Below are 18527 nucleotides of genomic sequence, written 5' to 3'. Positions count from 1 at the left end.
CCGGCTTGCCCGTCTTACTTCAGGAGTCGAGGCAACCCGCAATCCAGATGGCATCCTCACGTGTTTGGCGAGCGGGGTGCTCTGCCGGTCTACGCTCCATTCTGCAGTCGACGACTTCTCGACGGACATCACTTTCCTCTTGAAGGTCGGTCATCGCCGGGGGATTCGCATTGACGTAGATGACGCGCGAGACCACCGCCGTCACGACGATGAGCGCGATGGCGATGAGCGTTTGAGTGAAGAGCTTCGTCCAAGTCTGCATGAGAACAATGGGTTTAGAGCGTGTCGTTGCTTCCAACCGGTTCAGCGCGATACACCGACCCTAATAATGCGAGTGTCGATGATGCCGAGCCGTTTTTCTCTCGGCGAAGAAGCGCACACGTCCATCTGCGCCGGCGTCGATTTCTACATCTAGATGTTCTTGAGTGGCAGTGGCAGCAGGAGGAAGCTGCCGTATTGCCGTAGATACATATTGGCCTTCGATGCGCCCAAGTATCCCGTTAGCGCCCAGAGTGGCGGGGTGACTCGACGAGTCACCACGTAGATGACAGCTCGCTGCTAACCGGCTGTTACCGATAACTTCGGCTCCTTCCTCGACGACGCTGTCGTAGACCGTTGTCTACGCGGTCCTATGTACGGCCAGGTCCAACACGAACGCCTTGCTTGTCTCTTTGTATGAACGGCAAATGCCCATAGGCTCGCAAGCGAGCGACTGCCTGGCAAGCCAACATGGCGGCTTCCATGTCGCCCAAAGCAGCCGTCTCTATGCCAAACGAGCCACATCTTGGACAGGTGTATCGGTATCCCCGAAGTTGGGAAGACCGAATGCGCTCAGCGGCGCTGCCGCACATGGGGCAATTCGCTGGTTCAGGAAGCATGGCCTCAGAGAAATATGATACTGTATGGATATACAGTATAATCGAATCCGGGCGGAAGAAAAGCCCACGGCGGGGTGCGCGTGGGCTGGGCTGAAAGTCGCGGGTTCAATCACGATGTGAACTATTGTCGTGCGCTCTATGAGTGACGTCTGCCCTCCTCATGGGTGGACGTTCATACTGAGCCCGCGACCGAACTTCAGTCATCGCGCGCCGCACGAATGGCTGCAGTGGATTCAGAAGGCGTTGCGACGACTTCGCCGCAGACATCGCATATCGCGACGAGGATGTTCTTTGCAGTCCGTTTGCCGTCAGGGAAAGAAACTTCTCGGTGCACAAAGGTCGTGCTGACGAGCTTTTCGCAACGCGAGCAGATTGCTCTGCTTTTGTCGCCTTCGTGAAAGCGTGCTGTGCCCATGGCTGCGGTTCAACTAGTGCCTTCGTCGAGTGTAGCTCCCTAGCCGAAGGGCGCCAGTGAAGCCTGCCGCGTCCCTAGTCCGCCTTCGCTCCGGAGATGCGGACTTGTTCGGCAGCCGTGGGCATCTGCTTCTTCACAAACGTCCAGTACTCATCCACCCCCATCGGCTTCACAAGCAGAGAACCTTGCTCCGTGAACTGCTTTTGAAGCTCGGAGTCTCGCAAGGCCTGGTTCAACGCGACGTTCAACTTTTCGAGCGCTGGACGTGGTGTGTTAGCAGGCGCCACCAGTCCATACCAGGAATCGGTATAAAATCCCTTCACGCCTGCTTCGTCGAACGTCGGCACATCTGGTAGTGCTGGCAGACGCTGATGCGCGGCTACGGCAAGTGGACGAACCTTGCCGGAGCGGATAAAGGGCAGGGCACCCGTTGTAATGATGAAATCGACCCGGCCGGCCATGAGGTCAGTCATGGCGGGAGCGGTTCCTTTAAACGGAATGTGTGCAACATCCACGTTGGCGAGCTTTTTGAACACTGCGCCTGCCAGATGCTGGCTCGAGCCGACGCCACCGGAACCATAGTTCAGTTGACCAGGTTGAGCGCGTGCCTTGGCGACTAGCTCGGCTACCGAACGATATGGCGAGTCCTTGCTTCAGTGGCAATATCTTCCAGCCATTGGGATATCTGCAAACGGTCGGCGCGACGGCGCGCTGTATCGCCGTAGCCGGTTAAGCCCGACTTCAGGCGAACAATGTCGTCCAGGCGCTTGCGCGCATGACTGATTTGGTCGCTCAGTTTGTCCTCTTCTTTCTCCAGCCTTAGCATCTCCTGCGCCGCTTGGTCTAGATGTTGAGGCGTTGGTACTGTCGTCTCTGGCTTCGTAGCAAGGATGTCCCGGGCCGTACCGATTAGCTCTTCGGGCAGCGGCTTGGCCGGAAATTCGTAAGTTCCTGGAAGCAGGCCGTATCTTTTTGCCACCTGCAAATGGCCGGACATGTTTTCCAGCCAGCTATTTGAGACGGCCGTTGCCTTTTGGTGCTCACGACGAAGCTGTGCGAGCTTGACCTGCACTGTGCTAAGTCGCTGACGTGCAATCAAGACTTCTGGCGTCTCAGCTCCGAGTATGTAGGGCAGCCAGTTCTTGAGTCGCTCTCGATGCTCGTGGGCGTGCGTTTTATAGAACAGGATGTTCTGATTCGCGACAACCTCTTGGCTCTGGAAAACCAATGCCATGAGGTCACGAAATCCCAGCCGCTCTTGGTAAGGCCGGGGGTCTTCAGCACCGCTCAGACGAATGTAAGGGGTCCCAGCCAACGAGTTCAGGATGTGCTTGATACCTTCGGTCTTTTCGTTGGGCGATTCGATGAATGGCGGGATGCTATCTTTGGTGTACCAATGCAACTGAGAATCTCGGTATTGCAATAGCGCCGGAACTAGTTCTGGTCGAAACCATAACCATTGCCCCTTGCTGCCGAGCGTCTGACGAGATTCGCGTGTACCAGAGCTATCGACTGCGAAGAACGCGGTGGGTGGCACATCATCGCCTTTCACACGCGGACTCGCGTCAGCGGGAGGAATCCATTCTTCCTTCCAGACCTCACCCATCACACGGAACAGCTTGCGCCCCTTATGCTGAACCTTCCACGTACTCGACTTGCCGGCAACTTCTCCGAAGTCAAACTTCGGTACGTCTTCCTCGGTATCAAGGCCGGAATTCGTCGCATGGAAAACAGCAGTTTCACTGCCGTAGTTCTCTCCGTGTCCTTCATGAATTGCCCAAGCACGACCTTCCCAGTGACCCTCGTCCCATTCTGCCTTGCTACCGTCTTGCGACCACTGGATGCCTGAAACGTTGTCGAGGATTTCGTCTCGCGAAAAATATGAAGCCACAAAGAGGCCCATTGCGCGTGCGGACAGGTAGTCTCTAAGATGCTCCGTACGAAATAGCAACTCGACGGGTTGCCCATTCTCACTTCTGGTAAGTTTAGCGATTGGCAGATAGCCTTCTTCGGGGCGAAGCTCGCGCCGATCGGCACGTTTGGCGCGGTGGCCTACTCCGTGGGCAGCAACGGTTCGGCGGTGCTGCTGGCACTGGCCGAGTTTGTGCTGAGCTTCTATGCGGTGGTGATCGTGTTCATCACCGTGGTTCTCGGGCTTGTGGCGAGAGTGGCAGGCTTTAGCCTGTGGAGATTCCTGCGGTACATCAAGGATGAAATCCTCATCGTGCTGGGCACGGCCTCCTCGGAGAGTGCGCTGCCTCGCCTGTTGGTCAAACTGCAACGTCTTGGCTGTGCCAAGCAGACGGTCGGCCTGGTGCTGCCCACCGGCTATGCGTTCAATCTCGATGGCACTTCCATCTTCATGGCGATGGTTGTGATGTTCATCTCCCATGCCTACGGTGTGCCACTCACGCTCGATCATCAGCTCGGCATTCTCCTGCTGATGCTGCTGACCTCGAAGGGTGCCGCAACGGTCTCGGGCGGCTCCTTCGTCGTGTTTGCCGCCACGGTGACATCGACGGGTGTGTTGCCAGTGGAGGGGCTGGCAGTGATCTTTGGCGTCTACCGTTTCCTCTCGATGGCCATCTCCACGTGCAACACCATCGGCAACAGTGTGGCGACAGTGGTGGTAGCCAAGTGGTCCGGCACGTTCGATGCCGAAGCGGCACGACGCCATCTGTACCCCGAGCTCTACCCGAACACGGCCCAGGCCGATGCCGCACTCGACGACGGCAATCTGCTTCGCGAGGACGCCGATCAGGCCAACCCGCATCTCGGCGGCATACCGCTGGCGCGCGCCACGGCCCGCTAAAGCAAATTACACAAATATCCAGGCAGGAGACAAACCATGCAACCCTTCACTCCCTACGTGCGCGCCGCACTGGCCATCGCTACGTTCGCGGCCGCGGCGTCCGCCCATGCGCAGGCTTGGCCTACCAAGCCGATCACGTGGATCGTGCCGTTCGCAGCCGGTGGTCCCACCGATGCGCTGGCGCGCAATATTGCCGAGCGCGTGTCGCGCGAAGTCGGGCAGTCGATCATCATCGACAACTCGCCAGGTGCGGGCGGTACCGTAGGCGCAGCCAAGGCGGCGCGCGCGCAGGCAGACGGCTACACGATGCTGGTGGCCCATATGGGATACATGGGCGCGGCGCCCGCGCTGTACAAGAAGCTGCCCTACGATCCGGTGAAGGATTTCGCGCCGGTGTTCCGCTTCCCTGACACGCCGATGGTATTGATGGTGCGCAAGGATCATCCCGCCAAGGACGTGAAGGCACTGGTCGAGTATGGCAAGCAAAATCCCGGCAAGCTGTTCATCAGCAACGCGGGAATGGGGTCCACATCGCACCTCATTGCAGCAATGTTTGCGTCGGCGGCGGGCATCAAGGTATCGCTGGTGCCGTACAAAGGCGCCGGACCAGCGCTGATCGATGTGATCGGCGCTCAGGTCGACGGGATGTTCGACCAGACCAACACGGCGTTGCCGCAGATCACGGAAGCGAAGGTGCGTGCACTGGCGGTGACCTCGGCTACGCGCGTCGGACAACTCAAGGATGTGCCAACCCTTGCGGAAACCTTGGTCCCCGGCTTCGAAGCCGCTACGTGGTACGGCATTTATGCACCGAAGGGCACGCCGCAACCGGTCATTGACAAGGTGCAGGCCGCCTACCTGAAAGTCATGAACGACAAGGCGTTCACGGATCGACTGTCTGCCCAGGCTATCCAGATGCTGCCGGCTGACAAGTACACGGCAAGCGCGCTGGGCAAGCATACCGAAGCCGAGGTGGCGCGCTGGAAGGTACTGGCGGCCAAGGCGAATATCTCGCTCGATTAAAACGATGACGATGACTCGCACGGAACACGATGCCTTCGGACCGGTCGATATTCCTGCTGATCGGTACTGGGGTGCCCAGACCCAGCGCGCGCTGGCGGTGTTCGACATTGGTACCGAGCGGTTTTCCGAATGCCTGATCCATGCATTCGGGCTGCACAAGATGTCGGCGGCAGTTGCCAATCTGCAATGTGGACAACTCGAAGCCGATATGGCGCATGCGATTGTTGCTGCAGCGGCCGAGGTGCGCAGCGGTGCATTCGATGCGCACTTTCCGCTGACGATTTGGCAGACCGGCTCTGGCACGCAGACCAACATGAATGCCAACGAGGTCATCGCGAATCGGGCTAACGAGCGACTGGGCGAACCGCTCGGCACGAGACGTCCGGTTCATCCCAACGACCACGTCAATCGATCGCAGTCGTCCAATGACAGCTTTCCGACCGTGATGCACCTGGGCGCGGTGATGGAGGTGGAGGATCGATTGCTACCGGCGTTGGCCGCACTGCGCGATAGCCTGCACGCACGCGCAACGGTGTTTGCGGATATCCTCAAGCTGGCGCGCACCCATCTGATGGATGCGGTGCCCACTACGCTGGGCCGAAGCTTCGAGGGGTTCGCGGCGCAGGTGGGGCACGGCATCGAGCGCTTGGAAGCCGCAATGCCGCGCCTGCTGTTGCTGCCGCAGGGCGGTACGGCGGCAGGGACTGGGCTTAACGCTCCCGCAGGATTCGCCGAAGCATTCTGCGAGGAAGCGAGCCGCCTGACTGGCCTGCCATTCCGGCCCAACCCGTGCAAGGTAGAGGGAATGGCCGCGCACGATGCGCTACTGGAACTGTCGGGCGTGCTGAACGTCATCGCGGTCTCTTTCATCAAGATTGCGAACGACCTGCGCTGGATGAGTTCGGGTCCGCATTGCGGTATCGGCGAACTGAAGATGCCCGATGACGGGCTGACGTCATCGATCATGCCGGGAAAGCGCAACCCCACGATTCTGGAGGCAATGGTGCAGGCCGGCATGCAGGTCGCCGGCAATCATGTCACCGTGACGATGGCCGGGGCATCCGGCAGTTTCGAGCTGAATGTGGCAAAGCCGGTGCTGATCCATAACGTGCTGCAGTCTATTCGTGTGCTGGCCGACACCGCGCGCACGGTGGCCGAACGCGTGATCCCCGGACTGGAGCCTGACCGAGAGCGGCTCGCGCGCCAGCTCGACAGTCCGCTACTGGCCGCTACAGCACTGAATCCACACATCGGCTACGACCAGGCGGCGCGGATCGTGAGCTATGCAAAGGCCCAGGGGATCACCGCGCGCAACGCGGCCATTGCCCTCAAGATTATGAGCGGCGACGAGTACGACGTGCTGGTCAACCTAGAGCGTATGGCGCATGTAGATTGAGTGAAAGGATGTAGCACTCGTATTGGCAGTCTTTGCGTACCCCTCCCGGCGACACCGCCCGATCCCCGACGCGTCGCTGGTCGACGTTGCAGATTTGTCAATGGCACACTCCTCCGACAAGGCTGCGATGTGGGAAGGAGATCTGGGAAGGAGAGGGGGAAGCGGGGCTACCGACCCGCTAGTCGCGCGAGCACAGGGCCATGCGCTGGATTGACGGTCGCCAACGATTTTGCATCGGCTAACTCGAATTCGCTGAATTCGAAACCCGGGGCCACCGTACACCCTGCCAAGGCATAACCCACCCCGCCGTGCGGATCTGGCACGCGTTCGGCGGCGAACCAGCAGTTTGCTGGTACAACAGCCTGAAATACTGTCTCGGGATGCACTAACGGATTGCCCAGCCGATGCGTGACAAGCTCGCCGTCGTTCGTGAGCCAATGCACGTGGATGGGGTCTCCAGAGTAGAAATGCCAGACCTCGTCGGCGCGGATCCGATGCCAAGCCGAATAGGCATCATCACACAACAGGTAATAGATCGCGGTAGAGGCCGAGCGCTTGGCGCCGTCGGACACACGTACCACCGACGCCTCGTCGCGAAACGTCTCACGATAGAAGCCGCCTTCAGGGTGGGGGATGAGGCCAAGCTGGTCGATCAAGCGTTGTTGTGGGGTGTCCGATAGGATGGCCATGGCGAATCAATAGGGCGCATTAAGGCCTGAACATATCATGGTGGCCATACCGTTTGCCCTCGTAGAGCCGGTATGAGAGGCAGCATCCGCCGTTGCGGCCCGACTAGCGACACAAGCGGCGGCCTTGCTCAGACTTTGAAGAGTCGCAGACGCGAGGCGCGCGCTGCAATTTCGTTCGGCGCGACGTTCCAATCCCGGGCCAGTGCGGCCCAACCGCTAAATGCTTCCACGGTTCGCGCGATGACGGCCTTGGGGTTGATGACGCCGTATGCCTTTCCAAAGGCGACCAAATCTTCCACGGCGAAGTCGTCGGATTTGCCACCGATCGTCATCTGGTGTTGCAACGTGTAACCGGTGCCTGCCGAGAAGGTGAGGTCATAGGCTGGCGAGAGGCGCCATTCGCCGGCGGGTGACATCAGGAAGGCGAAGTTTTTCACGTGGTCGTCCTGATTGCGGCCGACGACATTGAAGATCATCCGCCGATACGCTTCCTCGATGGCGGTATGCGGCATTTCCAGTCGCAGGATCCAGCGGAAATACTGGTCGTAGCTGTAGGCACGCGGGATGTTGTAATCGACATGCGCAAGACCGGCGAGGCTGTGCATGTAGATCCGGCTGCCGTCATCCGGGCGGTCGAATCGCTTGGTGAGAAAGTGAAAGCGCCCTAGCTCGTCTTCGATAAAGTCGACGGGCGCCATATCGATGCCAAGCGCCTTCGTGAGCAGGGCGTAAGTGTATTCGACACGGTTGAACGGCTGAGCCTGGTGGTCCTTGGGGTTTGCCGACTCAACGCCACCGAACTTGATCAGCCAGCTTTGCTCGCCCGTGCGTGGCTTGGCGAAGGCCGAGCGGATCTGCCTCTTGTCGCGGTCCCAGAGAATGAGGGCCTTCGCGCGGGCGCCGCCCGCACTCGCGCCGATGCGCATGAGCTCCGATATGGCGCCATCCTCCTCGCCCGAGACGATCTTGCGCGCGGCTTCCACCAGAGAGCCGACTTCGAGCGCCTCGGCTTCGCCGGCGGTGGCCAGACGATCAATCCGGGGGCGAAACTCCAGCGCACCCATGGCGCGATCCCCGATATAGAGCAGGCGTTGGACCGGGCTCATGGCCTTGTCCGGCTCGCCGCGCTCAGCGAAGTAGCGCTTGATAATGAGATTGCCGAAGGTGTCTGGCAAGGCGTCAGCCAGGGCGCCGGGCAGACCCAGAAAGGATTCCACGCGCCGCAGCTCGGGAAACTCGAAGGTGCCCGACTCGGCAGGCAGAAACTCGGGTGACAGGCTCGGGCCGCCGGTGCCAAGGTATTCAGGATCGTAATTGAAGCCGATCCGACCGCTATCGAACTCTGTGACGGTGCCAACAGGGCGCTCACACCACAATACCTGGGCACTGGCGACGACGCCGGGGGCCGGTCGAACTATTCGGGCGGCGCGCTTGCGCACCGGCGCTGCGGGCTTCTTCGGTGTGTCCACGACGCTTACTCCTTGGGCATGTAAGCGCGTTGACGAACCTCACCGCGGCTGTTGATGGCTTCGCTGGAGGGCAGCGTGTCCGGGAAGGCGGCCTCCAAGTTGCTCACCATGCTGAGCGCGCGCATCACCTTCACGAGCGTCGAAACGCGCACATCGCGACCGGCTTCAATGTCCCCAATCCGGTTGTGGCCGACGCCGGCTCGCTCAGCCAATGCCGCGATCGTCAGGTTGCGCTCCATCCGCTTGGCTCGCAGGCGCGCGCCAATCTCGGCGGCGATTTCATCGCCAGTAGACGAGTTTCGAATCGAAGGCATGGCGTATTGAGTCCGCGTAGAATCCCGAAATCGGGTCATTACGTGTCAATTCGAACCACAACGACCCAAATATGGATAACTCATCATCGTTGATAAGACGCCGGACGTCAAGGCGCAATATCTCGTATTTGGGGCGTTATGAGCCCAATGCAGTGATTACTACCCGTATTAGGGGTGCAACGGGAGCCGCAATTACTGCCCTTAGCCGGGGAGCTCACATTTTCCTTGAACGCGTTAGGCCGATCAGGAGGACGCATCAGGATGTTGCGGTTCCTCAGCCTTCGCGACAGAAGGCTTTGCTCGCCGCCCGCGCAGTTGCCGCGCACGGATCGCATCGGACTCGGTGACCTGCCCGACCACAGTGCCATCCAGGGCGACTCTCGGCGCGCCTTCGACCATGGCTTCCCAATACCGGATGCCGCGACACCACATCGAGAGAACAGCGCGAATTTCCTCCGCGCTCAGGCGTAATTCGTCCTTCACTCCGAGAAGATCTTCGAGGATGCCGACTTTGAGAGCGACTTTAGGCGCCGGCTTCTTTGGGAAAGCGAGGGGGAAGCGCTTCTGCAATTTGCCCAGCAGAACGACCGTCTGATCGACCTCACTATTGGGCGAACGCGGCTTTAAGTTCGGGGGCGACGTCTGCGGACCGGGAATCGTCTCATCGCGCGCTTCTTGGGCGGGTTTGCGCACCTTCGGCGCCTTTCGTACACGCGCGGTATCCTTCGCCTGTGGGGAAGGCGAGTCTTCCTGGCGGGCCTTGGCGGCCAGTAGTTTCCTCAATTCTGCAAGCTGTTCAAAACCCATTTGTCGTCACCAGTCTAGAGCGCACCATTGTAAATGGCCTCCCGCGCTTCGTTTCAGGGCATCATGAAACCCCTTGCCCTGAGACAGGAATGTCTGCAGCGACCCGGTACCGTGCTTAGAAGGCACTGCTGGAGAACGTTTCCCTTCGCAAAAGACAGCTGGGCCGGCTCCCCCCTCAGGATCTGATGCGACTGCGCGACCTGGGACTGGATGTGAACTTGACTCTTTAGCTAATGCGAAAAGCCGATGAACATGATCGTCGACGCCGGGCGCGCCCATTTTGTTTTCAACGAATTACAGCAAGCGCTGGCGCGCACGGCTGCGGAGCACGATCCTTTGGTCATCCTCTGGTGCGCGCGCATGCTTCTCGAGCCTGATCCCATCGCCGAGGGAGATGCCGGCCCGGGGTCGTTCCAGTATCGATTTGAAGAGGGGCGGCATGCCGTATTACTTACCTATGTGCGCACAGAGGGCAACAGCGGCAAGCGGCGCCACAATTTCGTCCTCCAGCGGCTGGTCGATGGCCGCGAGCAGGAGCGGTACGCCACGGGTTGCTGAGGCGCCCTAGCCGACATCATTTCCTAAGAAGCCATACTATGCCCGTCCTGTTCCGCCGCAGTTGCGCACCCGGCGCTTGCGCTGGCCCAACGGCGATCTCCTGAAGCGTTGAAGCGTCCAGCCCTTTTGAGCGAGGCTTTTGCCCTTGAACACCCGTTTGGGCCATACTAATGATCTATCCCACCGGCGATTCGCGGCGTTCTCCATGGGCTGCCCTTCGGATGCGTTGAACTCTAGCACTTACATTGGTATTCCTCCAATGTTGGCTCCCCCACCGATCTCACGCGCACATCGGGTCATGCAGAATTACGCATCGTCCCGAAGGTGCATTTTTGGCAGCGAATCGGCGTGGCGGCCGGCCGCCAGTACATCGAACAACAGAAAACGCCACACTAACCGCAACAAAGGACGCGTACGGCGTCCGCGCTATCCTTCCGCGCCCTGAAGGGCGAGGTTTGACGCGTAGTCGAAATGCAATTTAGATGATGTATGTTTGGCATGACAGATCCTCTGGCTCTGTCACATCAGCAAGAAAGGTGCCGCCGACGTCGTTGGGATTATGAAATGCAGGCACCTGCCACGATCGTCGTCAATGATGAACCGGGGCTACAACGCATCCTGCGCTCGTCTTCCGGGTTGGTCGGGACTGGACAGATATAGTTTGTTTGTTCGCACCTTGGCTTGGATGGCCCGACCCGGGTGTCAGCCTGTGAGCAAAAAAAGAAAGCCCGCAGCGAAGCGGGCAAAAAAAGGAGGCGACAAGTGAGGGCCCCTGTGAGCCACCGGAGGTGTACGAGCAGAGACCGTGCCACAGATATTTCGGCCGGGCGAGCGGAACTCGACCGTTCGCGGAGTGACCAGCGGTGGCAATGGGCCAGATGGGTTTTATGTGGTGATAAGCGCACATGGCGTCGGCAGGATGTCTCGGCAGTCCAGGGGGCCCGGCGTGATAAATCTGTGAGGCGCATGGCTTCCAATGCGTTCTGACCCCGGGGTTCTACCGGCCGGCAGGCCGCCGGAGCTTTGCCGTTCGAGGAAAACGACGCTCGGCAGACAGCTATGTTGTCCCGGTTGTCGCCTCTGCCAAGTCGTGATCAAGGAGCCCTTGCATCGTCTTATTGCAGGTATCCTGACGACGCAACGTAACATACGACTGTAGAACCGCCGCCTATTACAAGAACGTAGTGGCCGCGCCCACGGGTTCGCTGCAGAAAGGTCAGGGTTGGGCGAACCGAATGTCCTTCAATCTTCGTCGGAGCCTCCCGACAGGGCTTGGATCGTTATGTCTCGACTTCGAAACAATCAGTTTCCGCTTTCAATGGGAGATCCGTTTATTCGAGCCGACCAGCCAAGCGTGTTGGAGCGGTATCGACGGATACTGAATAGCGCCGGGGAGACGGCGATTGTGACGTTCGACGCCCGCGGGATAGTGACGGGTTGGAGCGAAGGCGCGACGCGAATCCTGGGCTGGACTGAGCAGGAGATGCTGGGACAGTCTTTAGTTAGGTTGTTTCCCGACGAGGATGGAGGGCGGGCGCTCTTGGAGGCAGAGATGGAGGAGGCCGTCTCCAAGGGTGTCGGTGGTGCGACAGGGTGGCGAGTCTGTAAGGACGGAAGGTTGATTTGGGCCCTGGGGGAAACCAAGCCTTTGTTTCCGGAAGATCCAGCATCCGGTTTCGTGAAGGTCTTGCGAGATGAAACGCGGCAGAAGGAACTTGAGACAACGCTACAGGAGCGTACTCGCGCGTTGGAAATCATGAACGGTGTGGGTGCGGCACTGGCTAGAGACGCCGACCTGGCCAGTGTTATCCAGACCGTGACGGACGCCGGGGTGAAATTGGCCGGTGCGGAGTTTGGAGCCTTTTTCTACAACATAGTGGACGAACAAGGCGAAAGCTATACGCTGTACACCATTTCTGGCGTTCCGCGCGAGACGTTCTCCAAGTTCCCGATGCCGCGCAATACGGCGATATTTGCTCCCACCTTCAATGGCGAAGGAATTGTGCGCTCGGATGACATCACCAAAGATCCGCGATACGGCCGTAACCTTCCTCACCACGGAATGCCAAAAGGGCATTTGCCGGTACGCAGTTACCTTGCCGTCCCCGTGATGTCACGACGAGATGGTGTGCTGGGAGGACTTTTTTTCGGACATTCTTCACCAGGACGTTTTTCTCAAGATTCTGAGCAGATGTTGACCGGCTTGGCAGCCGAGGCGGCGGTGGCGATCGACAACATGCGCCTTGCTGAGGCCGCCCGTAGAGAGTTAGAAGAGCGCCGGAGAGCGGAAGCGGCGCTGCGCGAACTCAATGCCGATCTGGAGGATCAGGTTCGGCGCCGTACCGAGGAACTGTTGGAGAAAGCTGAATCGCTCAGGCAAGCGCAGAAAATGGAGGCTGTCGGGCAGCTTACGGGCGGAATCGCGCACGACTTCAATAACTTCCTGCAGATCATTGTGGGCAATCTCGATTTGCTGAGTCTCATTCTTCCGGAGGAAATGCCGCGACAGCGTCGCGCTGCGGCCATGGCGATGGGCGGCGCCAGACGTGCGGCGAGCCTGACGCAGAAGTTGCTTGCGTTTGCGCGTCGTCAGCCGCTTGATCCAAAGCCTCTTGATATCAATGCGGTGGTCCAAGGAATGTCGGAGCTGCTTAGAAGGGCGCTCGGGGAGACCGTCGAGCTCCAAACTGATCTGGCCGCCGATGTGTGGAGGAGCGAAGTAGATCCCAGCGAGCTGGAAAGCACGATCGTCAACCTGGCCGTCAACGCACGCGATGCGATGCCGGGCGGTGGCCGATTGAGGATCGGAACGGCCAATGCGCACTTGACTGATAAAGACGTCGCGGCTTTCGGAAGTCTGGCTCCTGGTGAGTATGTGTTAGTCACTGTAACCGATACGGGGGCTGGTATGGACGCAAGCACGCTTGCGCGCGCGTTCGAGCCGTTTTTCACCACTAAGGAAGATGGTCGCGGCACGGGTCTGGGCCTGAGCCAGGTCTACGGGTTCGTCAAACAATCAAACGGACACGTTGAGCTGAACTCTGAGCCGGGTCGAGGGACAACAGTTCGGCTCTACCTTCCTCGACATAGCGGATACCACCCGACTCAGTCGGAGAGCGGCGAGATTATGGGCCTAGACGCCGTGACCGGAGAGACCATTCTGGTGGTGGAAGATGATGCCGACGTACGGCAGTACGCTGTATCCGCACTCCAGGCCCTGGGATACCACGTTGTTGATGCCAAGGATGGGGCGATGGCCATCAGGATTCTGAAAGAGATGCCGATCGATATGGTCTTCTCAGATTTGGTCCTACCCGGAGGGATGACAGGGGAGCAAGTCGTTGCGCAAGCGAAGCAGCTGCAGCCAAGGGTGAAGTGCCTTTTCACCACGGGATATGCCCGCAACACGAACGTACAACAGGGAAGGCACGATAGGGACATGCCGATCCTCGCAAAACCATTCGCGCTAGATGCGCTAGCTGCCAAGGTGCGAGAAGTCTTGGATCGATAGCCTTACCGAGAGCTCGTCTGGGAACGACAGCTTCATTGCGGTCGCTTAATGGCGGTGCGGGGGAGGGCAAACACGTATCTACGAGCTGAAGCAACGCCCGGGAGCGGCTGTAGGCCGCCAGTAGTTCAAAAAAACCGGCATTCCTGACGTCGCTTCCCGGCGGAAGCGTGGCTGGATTTCGTCTATGAACTCGCCCCGCGGCGACAAAGTCGGTCGCTTTCCAATACTACTGTCGATATCGACAAACCCTAATCCGATGAATTGGGGGAAAACGTCCTGCGGGGCTGAACTCAAAATAAACGACACGGAGATACGATCACGCAGAAAACGCCATTAACCGCCGAAACTTACGGCAAACAGCAAATCTTGCGAGCATTGGTCTACAAAACCTTACGTCAAAGACATGGACGGATGGCTTGCTATTGCTAAAGTGCGTTCGTCACGCCTTACGGTCCGAGATCGCCCGGGTTTGAGTTCGGCACGCCGCGGTTGACGCTAAGTCCCGTACGCTATTGTGCAATGCACCACCCCGCAAGTGGTTGCACAAAATACTGGTTCGCCCTTAACGCAACGCAAGCTCCACAAAACGGGCCCACACCTGCAGGGGCGCGTTACCCCAGTCAGGTCATGGAGGGCGGGGACTACCCACCCGTGCGGAAGGCGCCTCCGTTCGTCGCTATAAGGATGGGCAATAAAATGCCACAGCCGCCGTTTTTGCTATACATTGGCGACCATTATGATTCCGCCCCGTAGCTCCTACGACGCCCAGCTCGCTTATCTAAGAGCGGCCGAGCGCTATCTCAGAGAACTCGGCAAGATAGAAGAGGCCGACGCGGTGCAAGCCGCTGTCGGACGCTTCACGGTCGAATTCGCCGAAACGCTCGCCCCTAACGGCGCGACCATTGAAATGTCGCCCTAGAAGGGGTGCTGCACACAGTCGCCTCGCGTTCGGCGTTCGAAGGTCATTGTCCAGAGCGTAAGAAGGCGTCGCGCTTGGTTGTTAAGGCAAAAAAGAAGCCCACCGACGGTGGGCTATGACGAATGGCCGGCCGAACGCGAATTTTTCGGCAGCCGGCGGCCATATTGCTGCATTGGCGAGCCGTTTGCTGTACCCCGAGAGCGGTAGGTGTTTGGCTGACGTCTTTGAGATCGTGAAGCAGGAGCCTAAGACAATCGACAAAATGAAGTCGATGCGTAAGTCTCAAGTAACGGCGTGAACGCATATGATCACGCTTTTCGCAAACCGCTTTGCCAAGAGAGACGCTACCAAGGGAAATGGTCGCGCTCTCAGACGACCTCTGTTAGACCTAGCTCGAGATCATCATTCAGAATGTAGCCGGCGAGTTGACCCATAACACCTTCGCCACTACATCACCCACATTGCGATAGCCATGCGGCACCTGGCTTGAGAACGTGAAAGCGTCGCCGGGGCCGATGCGATAGACATCATCGCCAAGCATCAGCTCGAGCTGGCCCTCCAGCACATAGCCGACTTCCTCGCCCTGGTGCTCGATCTGACCGTCGCTTGCCTCCCCCGGCCATACGATATGGATGTTCGCCTGCAGCAGTCCCCCGCGTTTAGGTAGCACCACGCGCTCCAGCGCTACGCCCCCTACACGAATCACCGGTCGGTCGCCATGCCGTAGGATAGGCGACTGGCTTGGGTCTTCCTCGCTAGTCAGTGTGCCGATATTGGTGTCGAGCGCCACAGCCAGACGGTGCAACATGGTGAAGGACGGCGTAGCCAGCCCCCTCTCGATCTTGGATATCAGGCTTTCTGAACACCCCGCCTTATTGGCAAGTTGCGCGAGCGTGTAGCCGGCCACCAGACGAGCGTGGCGCAGTTTGACGCCAAGCGTGAGGGTAGCCGACTTGCTGTCGGCCGCTTCGAGGGTGGGGCGTGCGGTCTTTCCCATACGGGCTTGGAATCGGTTGGATGTAGGCTGGCCACCTGACGCCGAATGATTCGGTCATGGCTCGCGGCTGGCCAGTTCGGCGACAGTGTAAGCCAATGCCTGGACGCCAAGGAACAACTCCGCACTATCGGTATCTTCGGCAGCATTGTGGCTGATTCCGCCCTTGCTCGGCACAAAGATCATCGCCGTGGGGCAATGGTCTGCCAGATACATGGCGTCGTGAAAGGCCCCCGATGTGAGTCGTATCGGTTGCGCACGCCCGGCCTGCGCACTGGCGCGTGCGCAGGCACGTTCGATCGGGCCTAGCATCGATTCGGGAAAATGCGTGGGCGTGCGATGAAAGAAGCGGGATACCGTTACAGCGTCGGGTGACGAGGCAAGGCGCAGGCAAGTCGCACGTAGTGCCGCCTCTGCGTGATCGAGCACGGCATCGTCGAGGCAACGCATATCCACCGTGAAGGTGACACGTCCTGGAATGGTATTGACCGAGTTAGGTGCGACTGCCCATCGGCCCAGTGTGAGACGCAGTTCCGGCGCACCCGGCGTGGTGGAAGCACCCGTGTCGCGCGACGCCATCGAATAGAGTTCCTGGGCGATCGCCACGGCCACGGCCATGGCGTCACGACGCACCGCCATGGGGGTGGTGCCGGCGTGGGCCATCGTGCCCACGCACGTCACCTCGAACCAGCGGACAGCCTGGATGCCGGTGACCACGCCCAGTGGCACGTGCGCGGCCTCGAGCATGGGGCCCTGTTCGATGTGCAATTCGACACAGGCTGCCATTGGGCGGGCCATCGGAACACGCGTGACGTCGTCACTGTCCGCAAGCGCCGCATCCAGTGCGTCGCCAAAACGTACGCCCCCCTGGTCGGCGGCCTCGCGGTAGCCCGCGAGCCGCGAGGGGTCGACGAAGGCGCTCGAACCCATGGCACCGGGGCCGAAACGGCTACCTTCCTCGTTCGTCCACGACACCACCTCGACCGGACGCAGTGTCTCGATGCCAGCTGCGTTGAGCGCGGCGATCACCTCAAGTCCGGCCAACACACCATAGGCGCCGTCGTACTTTCCGCCCACGGGCTGCGTATCGGCATGGCTGCCGGTCAGCACGGGCGGCAGATCCCGCTGGCCGGCACGACGAAAAAAAAGGTTGCCGCAATCGTCGATGCCAACCTGACAACCCAATGCCCGCGCCTGGGCGATAAGGTGACGACGCGCAGCCAGATCGATATCGGTCAGTGTCTCGCGCGAAACGCCACCATCGTCGCGTCCGCCGAAGGCTGCCAGTGCCACCAGAGATGTAGCGAGTCGCGTGGCGTCAACGTGGTCCTGGGCACGTTCGGCAATGGCCTGAACGCTGGCTTTGGCGGGATGTAGAGGTAAATTCAAAGCGTTCTCCTAATAACACGTCAGGCGTCAGGCGGAACTGCCGGCGAGCGCCACCTGCAGCCGATGGGCGACGGCCAGTACGCGGGCGTCCTCGTGGCGCGGCCCGGTCACGGTCACGCCGACGGGCATGCCGGAAGCGCCGGTGCCCGTCGGCACGTGCACGCATGGTGTACCGAGCAATGTCCACATGCGACAGAAGATAGGATCGCCGGTGGCCTCCAGTCCGGCAGGGGCTTCGCCTTCGGCACTGGGCGCGATGATGGCGTCGAAGCTTGCCAGGGCTGCCGCCAGCGCCATGCGCGCGAGCTCCGCAGTGGCCAGCGCGGCCTGGAAGCGTTCCCCCGTTACGGCGCGGCCGGCTTCAAGCTGTCTGACGAAAGCGGCGCTGAACAGCGCCGACGAGCCAGTTGCCTCCGGCGCGAAGGCTGCAAGAGCCTCGAAGGCCATGATGTCCATCTGCGCCTCAGTGAGGGCATCGCAAGCGGTCGGCAAGGCAAAATCCTGTACGGTAGCGCCTAGCTGTGCTAGCGACTGGGCTGCTGTGTCGATCGCGGCGCGTGCGTCAGTGCTCGCGCGTGCCCAGTGGGGCGTGCGGCAAATGCCGATGCGCAGTGACCCGGAGGCCGCGCCACAGGCGTCGACAATCGACGCGTTGCGTGCCAGCGTGCCGATGAACAGCGCAGCATCATCGACGCGACGCGCAAGTACGCCAACCGTGTCGAGGCTTGGCGACAACGGCTTGATCCCGGCCAACGGCAACGTGGCGTGCGTGGGCTTGTACCCGACCACGCCGCAATATGCTGCCGGACGAATGATCGACCCCGCAGTTTGCGTTCCGAACGCAAGCGGCACCATGCCTGCGGCCACGGCGGCCGCAGAGCCGCTCGACGAGCCACCGGGCGTGCAAGGCGCATTGGCCAGCGCACGTGGGTTGCACGTGGGTCCGGGTTGGAACGTGGCAAACTCGGTGGTCACCGTCTTGCCGACCACTATCGCGCCCGCGGAGCGGGCCAACGCCACTGCTGCGGCGTCGAGGGTGGGACGGTGCCCAGCGTAGATGGGCGATCCGTAGGTGGTCGGCATATCAGCCGTATCCATCAGGTCCTTCACCCCAATCGGTACACCGTGCAGTGCGCCGGTCACCTTACCCGCGTCGAGAGCGCGCGCTCGCGCGATTGCCGCGTCGGGGTCTACGTGCTGCCACGCATGAATGCGGACATCCAGCTCGGCGATGCGCTCGAGGCTGGCGCGCACCACGGCTTCAGCGCTCAGGTCGCGGCGTCCGAGGCGCGCCGCCATTTCGCGCGCAGAAAGATCGAGTATGTGTTCCATGTTTGCGTTCTCCCTGATCCG

Annotated in this window: 15 protein-coding genes and 1 pseudogene; 6 read left to right on the top strand and 10 right to left on the bottom strand. The window is 60.1% G+C overall.

Annotated features, from left to right (window positions below; all coding sequences use genetic code 11):
- Window positions 1–19: 19 nt before the first annotated feature.
- The 3 genes from EV147_RS19940 to EV147_RS19920 all read right to left on the bottom strand — a co-directional run bounded on the left by EV147_RS19940 (window position 20) and on the right by EV147_RS19920 (window position 3196).
- The gene (locus EV147_RS19940) at window positions 20–262 is read right to left on the bottom strand and encodes a hypothetical protein (RefSeq protein ID WP_130392951.1); all 243 of its coding nucleotides are present in this window, start codon (window positions 260–262) and stop codon (window positions 20–22) included.
- Window positions 263–1367: 1105 nt separating this feature from the next.
- Window positions 1368–1880: a Bug family tripartite tricarboxylate transporter substrate binding protein gene (locus tag EV147_RS19925; RefSeq protein ID WP_235844863.1), complete on the bottom strand. Its 513-nt coding sequence runs from the start codon at window positions 1878–1880 to the stop codon at window positions 1368–1370.
- Between the two features lie 38 nt (window positions 1881–1918).
- Window positions 1919–3196, bottom strand: a complete 1278-nt coding sequence (locus tag EV147_RS19920) for a hypothetical protein (RefSeq protein ID WP_130392949.1) — start codon at window positions 3194–3196, stop codon at window positions 1919–1921.
- A gap of 114 nt (window positions 3197–3310) precedes the next feature.
- On the opposite strand from EV147_RS19920, the pseudogene EV147_RS19915 reads away from it, so the two are divergent.
- The 3 genes and pseudogenes from EV147_RS19915 to EV147_RS19905 all read left to right on the top strand — a co-directional run.
- A pseudogene (locus EV147_RS19915) lies at window positions 3311–4105 on the top strand (cation:dicarboxylate symporter family transporter); the annotation flags it as partial.
- Between the two features lie 36 nt (window positions 4106–4141).
- Window positions 4142–5128: a tripartite tricarboxylate transporter substrate-binding protein gene (locus EV147_RS19910; RefSeq protein WP_130392948.1), complete on the top strand. Its 987-nt coding sequence runs from the start codon at window positions 4142–4144 to the stop codon at window positions 5126–5128.
- Window positions 5129–5132: 4 nt separating this feature from the next.
- Window positions 5133–6524 carry a class II fumarate hydratase gene (locus EV147_RS19905; RefSeq protein ID WP_130392947.1) on the top strand — a complete coding sequence of 464 codons (1392 nt, stop codon included), beginning with the start codon at window positions 5133–5135 and terminating at the stop codon, window positions 6522–6524.
- Window positions 6525–6691: 167 nt separating this feature from the next.
- Here the strand turns inward: EV147_RS19905 and EV147_RS19900 are convergent, their stop codons facing one another.
- From EV147_RS19900 to EV147_RS19885, 4 genes are all read right to left on the bottom strand, one after another.
- Window positions 6692–7213 carry a cupin domain-containing protein gene (locus EV147_RS19900; RefSeq protein WP_130392946.1) on the bottom strand — a complete coding sequence of 174 codons (522 nt, stop codon included), beginning with the start codon at window positions 7211–7213 and terminating at the stop codon, window positions 6692–6694.
- Between the two features lie 128 nt (window positions 7214–7341).
- On the bottom strand, window positions 7342–8682 hold the full coding sequence (locus tag EV147_RS19895) for a type II toxin-antitoxin system HipA family toxin (RefSeq protein ID WP_235844846.1): 1341 nt from the start codon (window positions 8680–8682) through the stop codon (window positions 7342–7344).
- A gap of 5 nt (window positions 8683–8687) precedes the next feature.
- A complete protein-coding gene (locus EV147_RS19890; protein ID WP_130392945.1) occupies window positions 8688–8996 on the bottom strand; it encodes a helix-turn-helix domain-containing protein in 309 nt (102 codons plus the stop codon).
- 243 nt (window positions 8997–9239) lie between these two features.
- The gene (locus tag EV147_RS19885) at window positions 9240–9803 is read right to left on the bottom strand and encodes a ProQ/FinO family protein (RefSeq protein ID WP_130392944.1); all 564 of its coding nucleotides are present in this window, start codon (window positions 9801–9803) and stop codon (window positions 9240–9242) included.
- Window positions 9804–10049: 246 nt separating this feature from the next.
- Here EV147_RS19885 and EV147_RS19880 point away from each other — a divergent pair, with 246 nt between their 5' ends.
- From EV147_RS19880 to EV147_RS19870, 3 genes are all read left to right on the top strand, one after another.
- A complete protein-coding gene (locus tag EV147_RS19880) occupies window positions 10050–10361 on the top strand; it encodes a hypothetical protein (RefSeq protein WP_130392943.1) in 312 nt (103 codons plus the stop codon).
- A 1282-nt stretch (window positions 10362–11643) separates the two neighbouring features.
- Window positions 11644–13872, top strand: a complete 2229-nt coding sequence (locus EV147_RS19875) for an ATP-binding protein (RefSeq protein WP_328591135.1) — start codon at window positions 11644–11646, stop codon at window positions 13870–13872.
- 736 nt (window positions 13873–14608) lie between these two features.
- Window positions 14609–14791, top strand: coding sequence for a hypothetical protein (locus EV147_RS19870; protein ID WP_130392942.1), 183 nt, complete (start codon window positions 14609–14611; stop codon window positions 14789–14791).
- 406 nt (window positions 14792–15197) lie between these two features.
- Here EV147_RS19870 and EV147_RS19865 read toward each other — a convergent pair whose 3' ends face one another.
- The 3 genes from EV147_RS19865 to EV147_RS19855 are packed head-to-tail and all read right to left on the bottom strand — an operon-like array spanning window position 15198 to window position 18506.
- Entirely contained in the window at window positions 15198–15788 is a 591-nt protein-coding gene (locus tag EV147_RS19865; RefSeq protein WP_130392941.1) for a helix-turn-helix domain-containing protein, read from the bottom strand.
- Between the two features lie 54 nt (window positions 15789–15842).
- Entirely contained in the window at window positions 15843–17174 is a 1332-nt protein-coding gene (locus EV147_RS19860) for a M20 family metallo-hydrolase (RefSeq protein ID WP_130392940.1), read from the bottom strand.
- Window positions 17175–17201: 27 nt separating this feature from the next.
- Window positions 17202–18506, bottom strand: a complete 1305-nt coding sequence (locus EV147_RS19855) for an amidase (protein ID WP_130392939.1) — start codon at window positions 18504–18506, stop codon at window positions 17202–17204.
- Window positions 18507–18527: the final 21 nt, after the last annotated feature.

Origin of the sequence: Cupriavidus agavae (assembly GCF_004217045.1) — a bacterium.
GTDB classification, from domain to species: Bacteria; Pseudomonadota; Gammaproteobacteria; order Burkholderiales; family Burkholderiaceae; genus Cupriavidus; species Cupriavidus agavae.
Note: the sequence above shows the minus strand (reverse complement) of the source record. Positions and strands in the feature narration are given on the sequence as shown.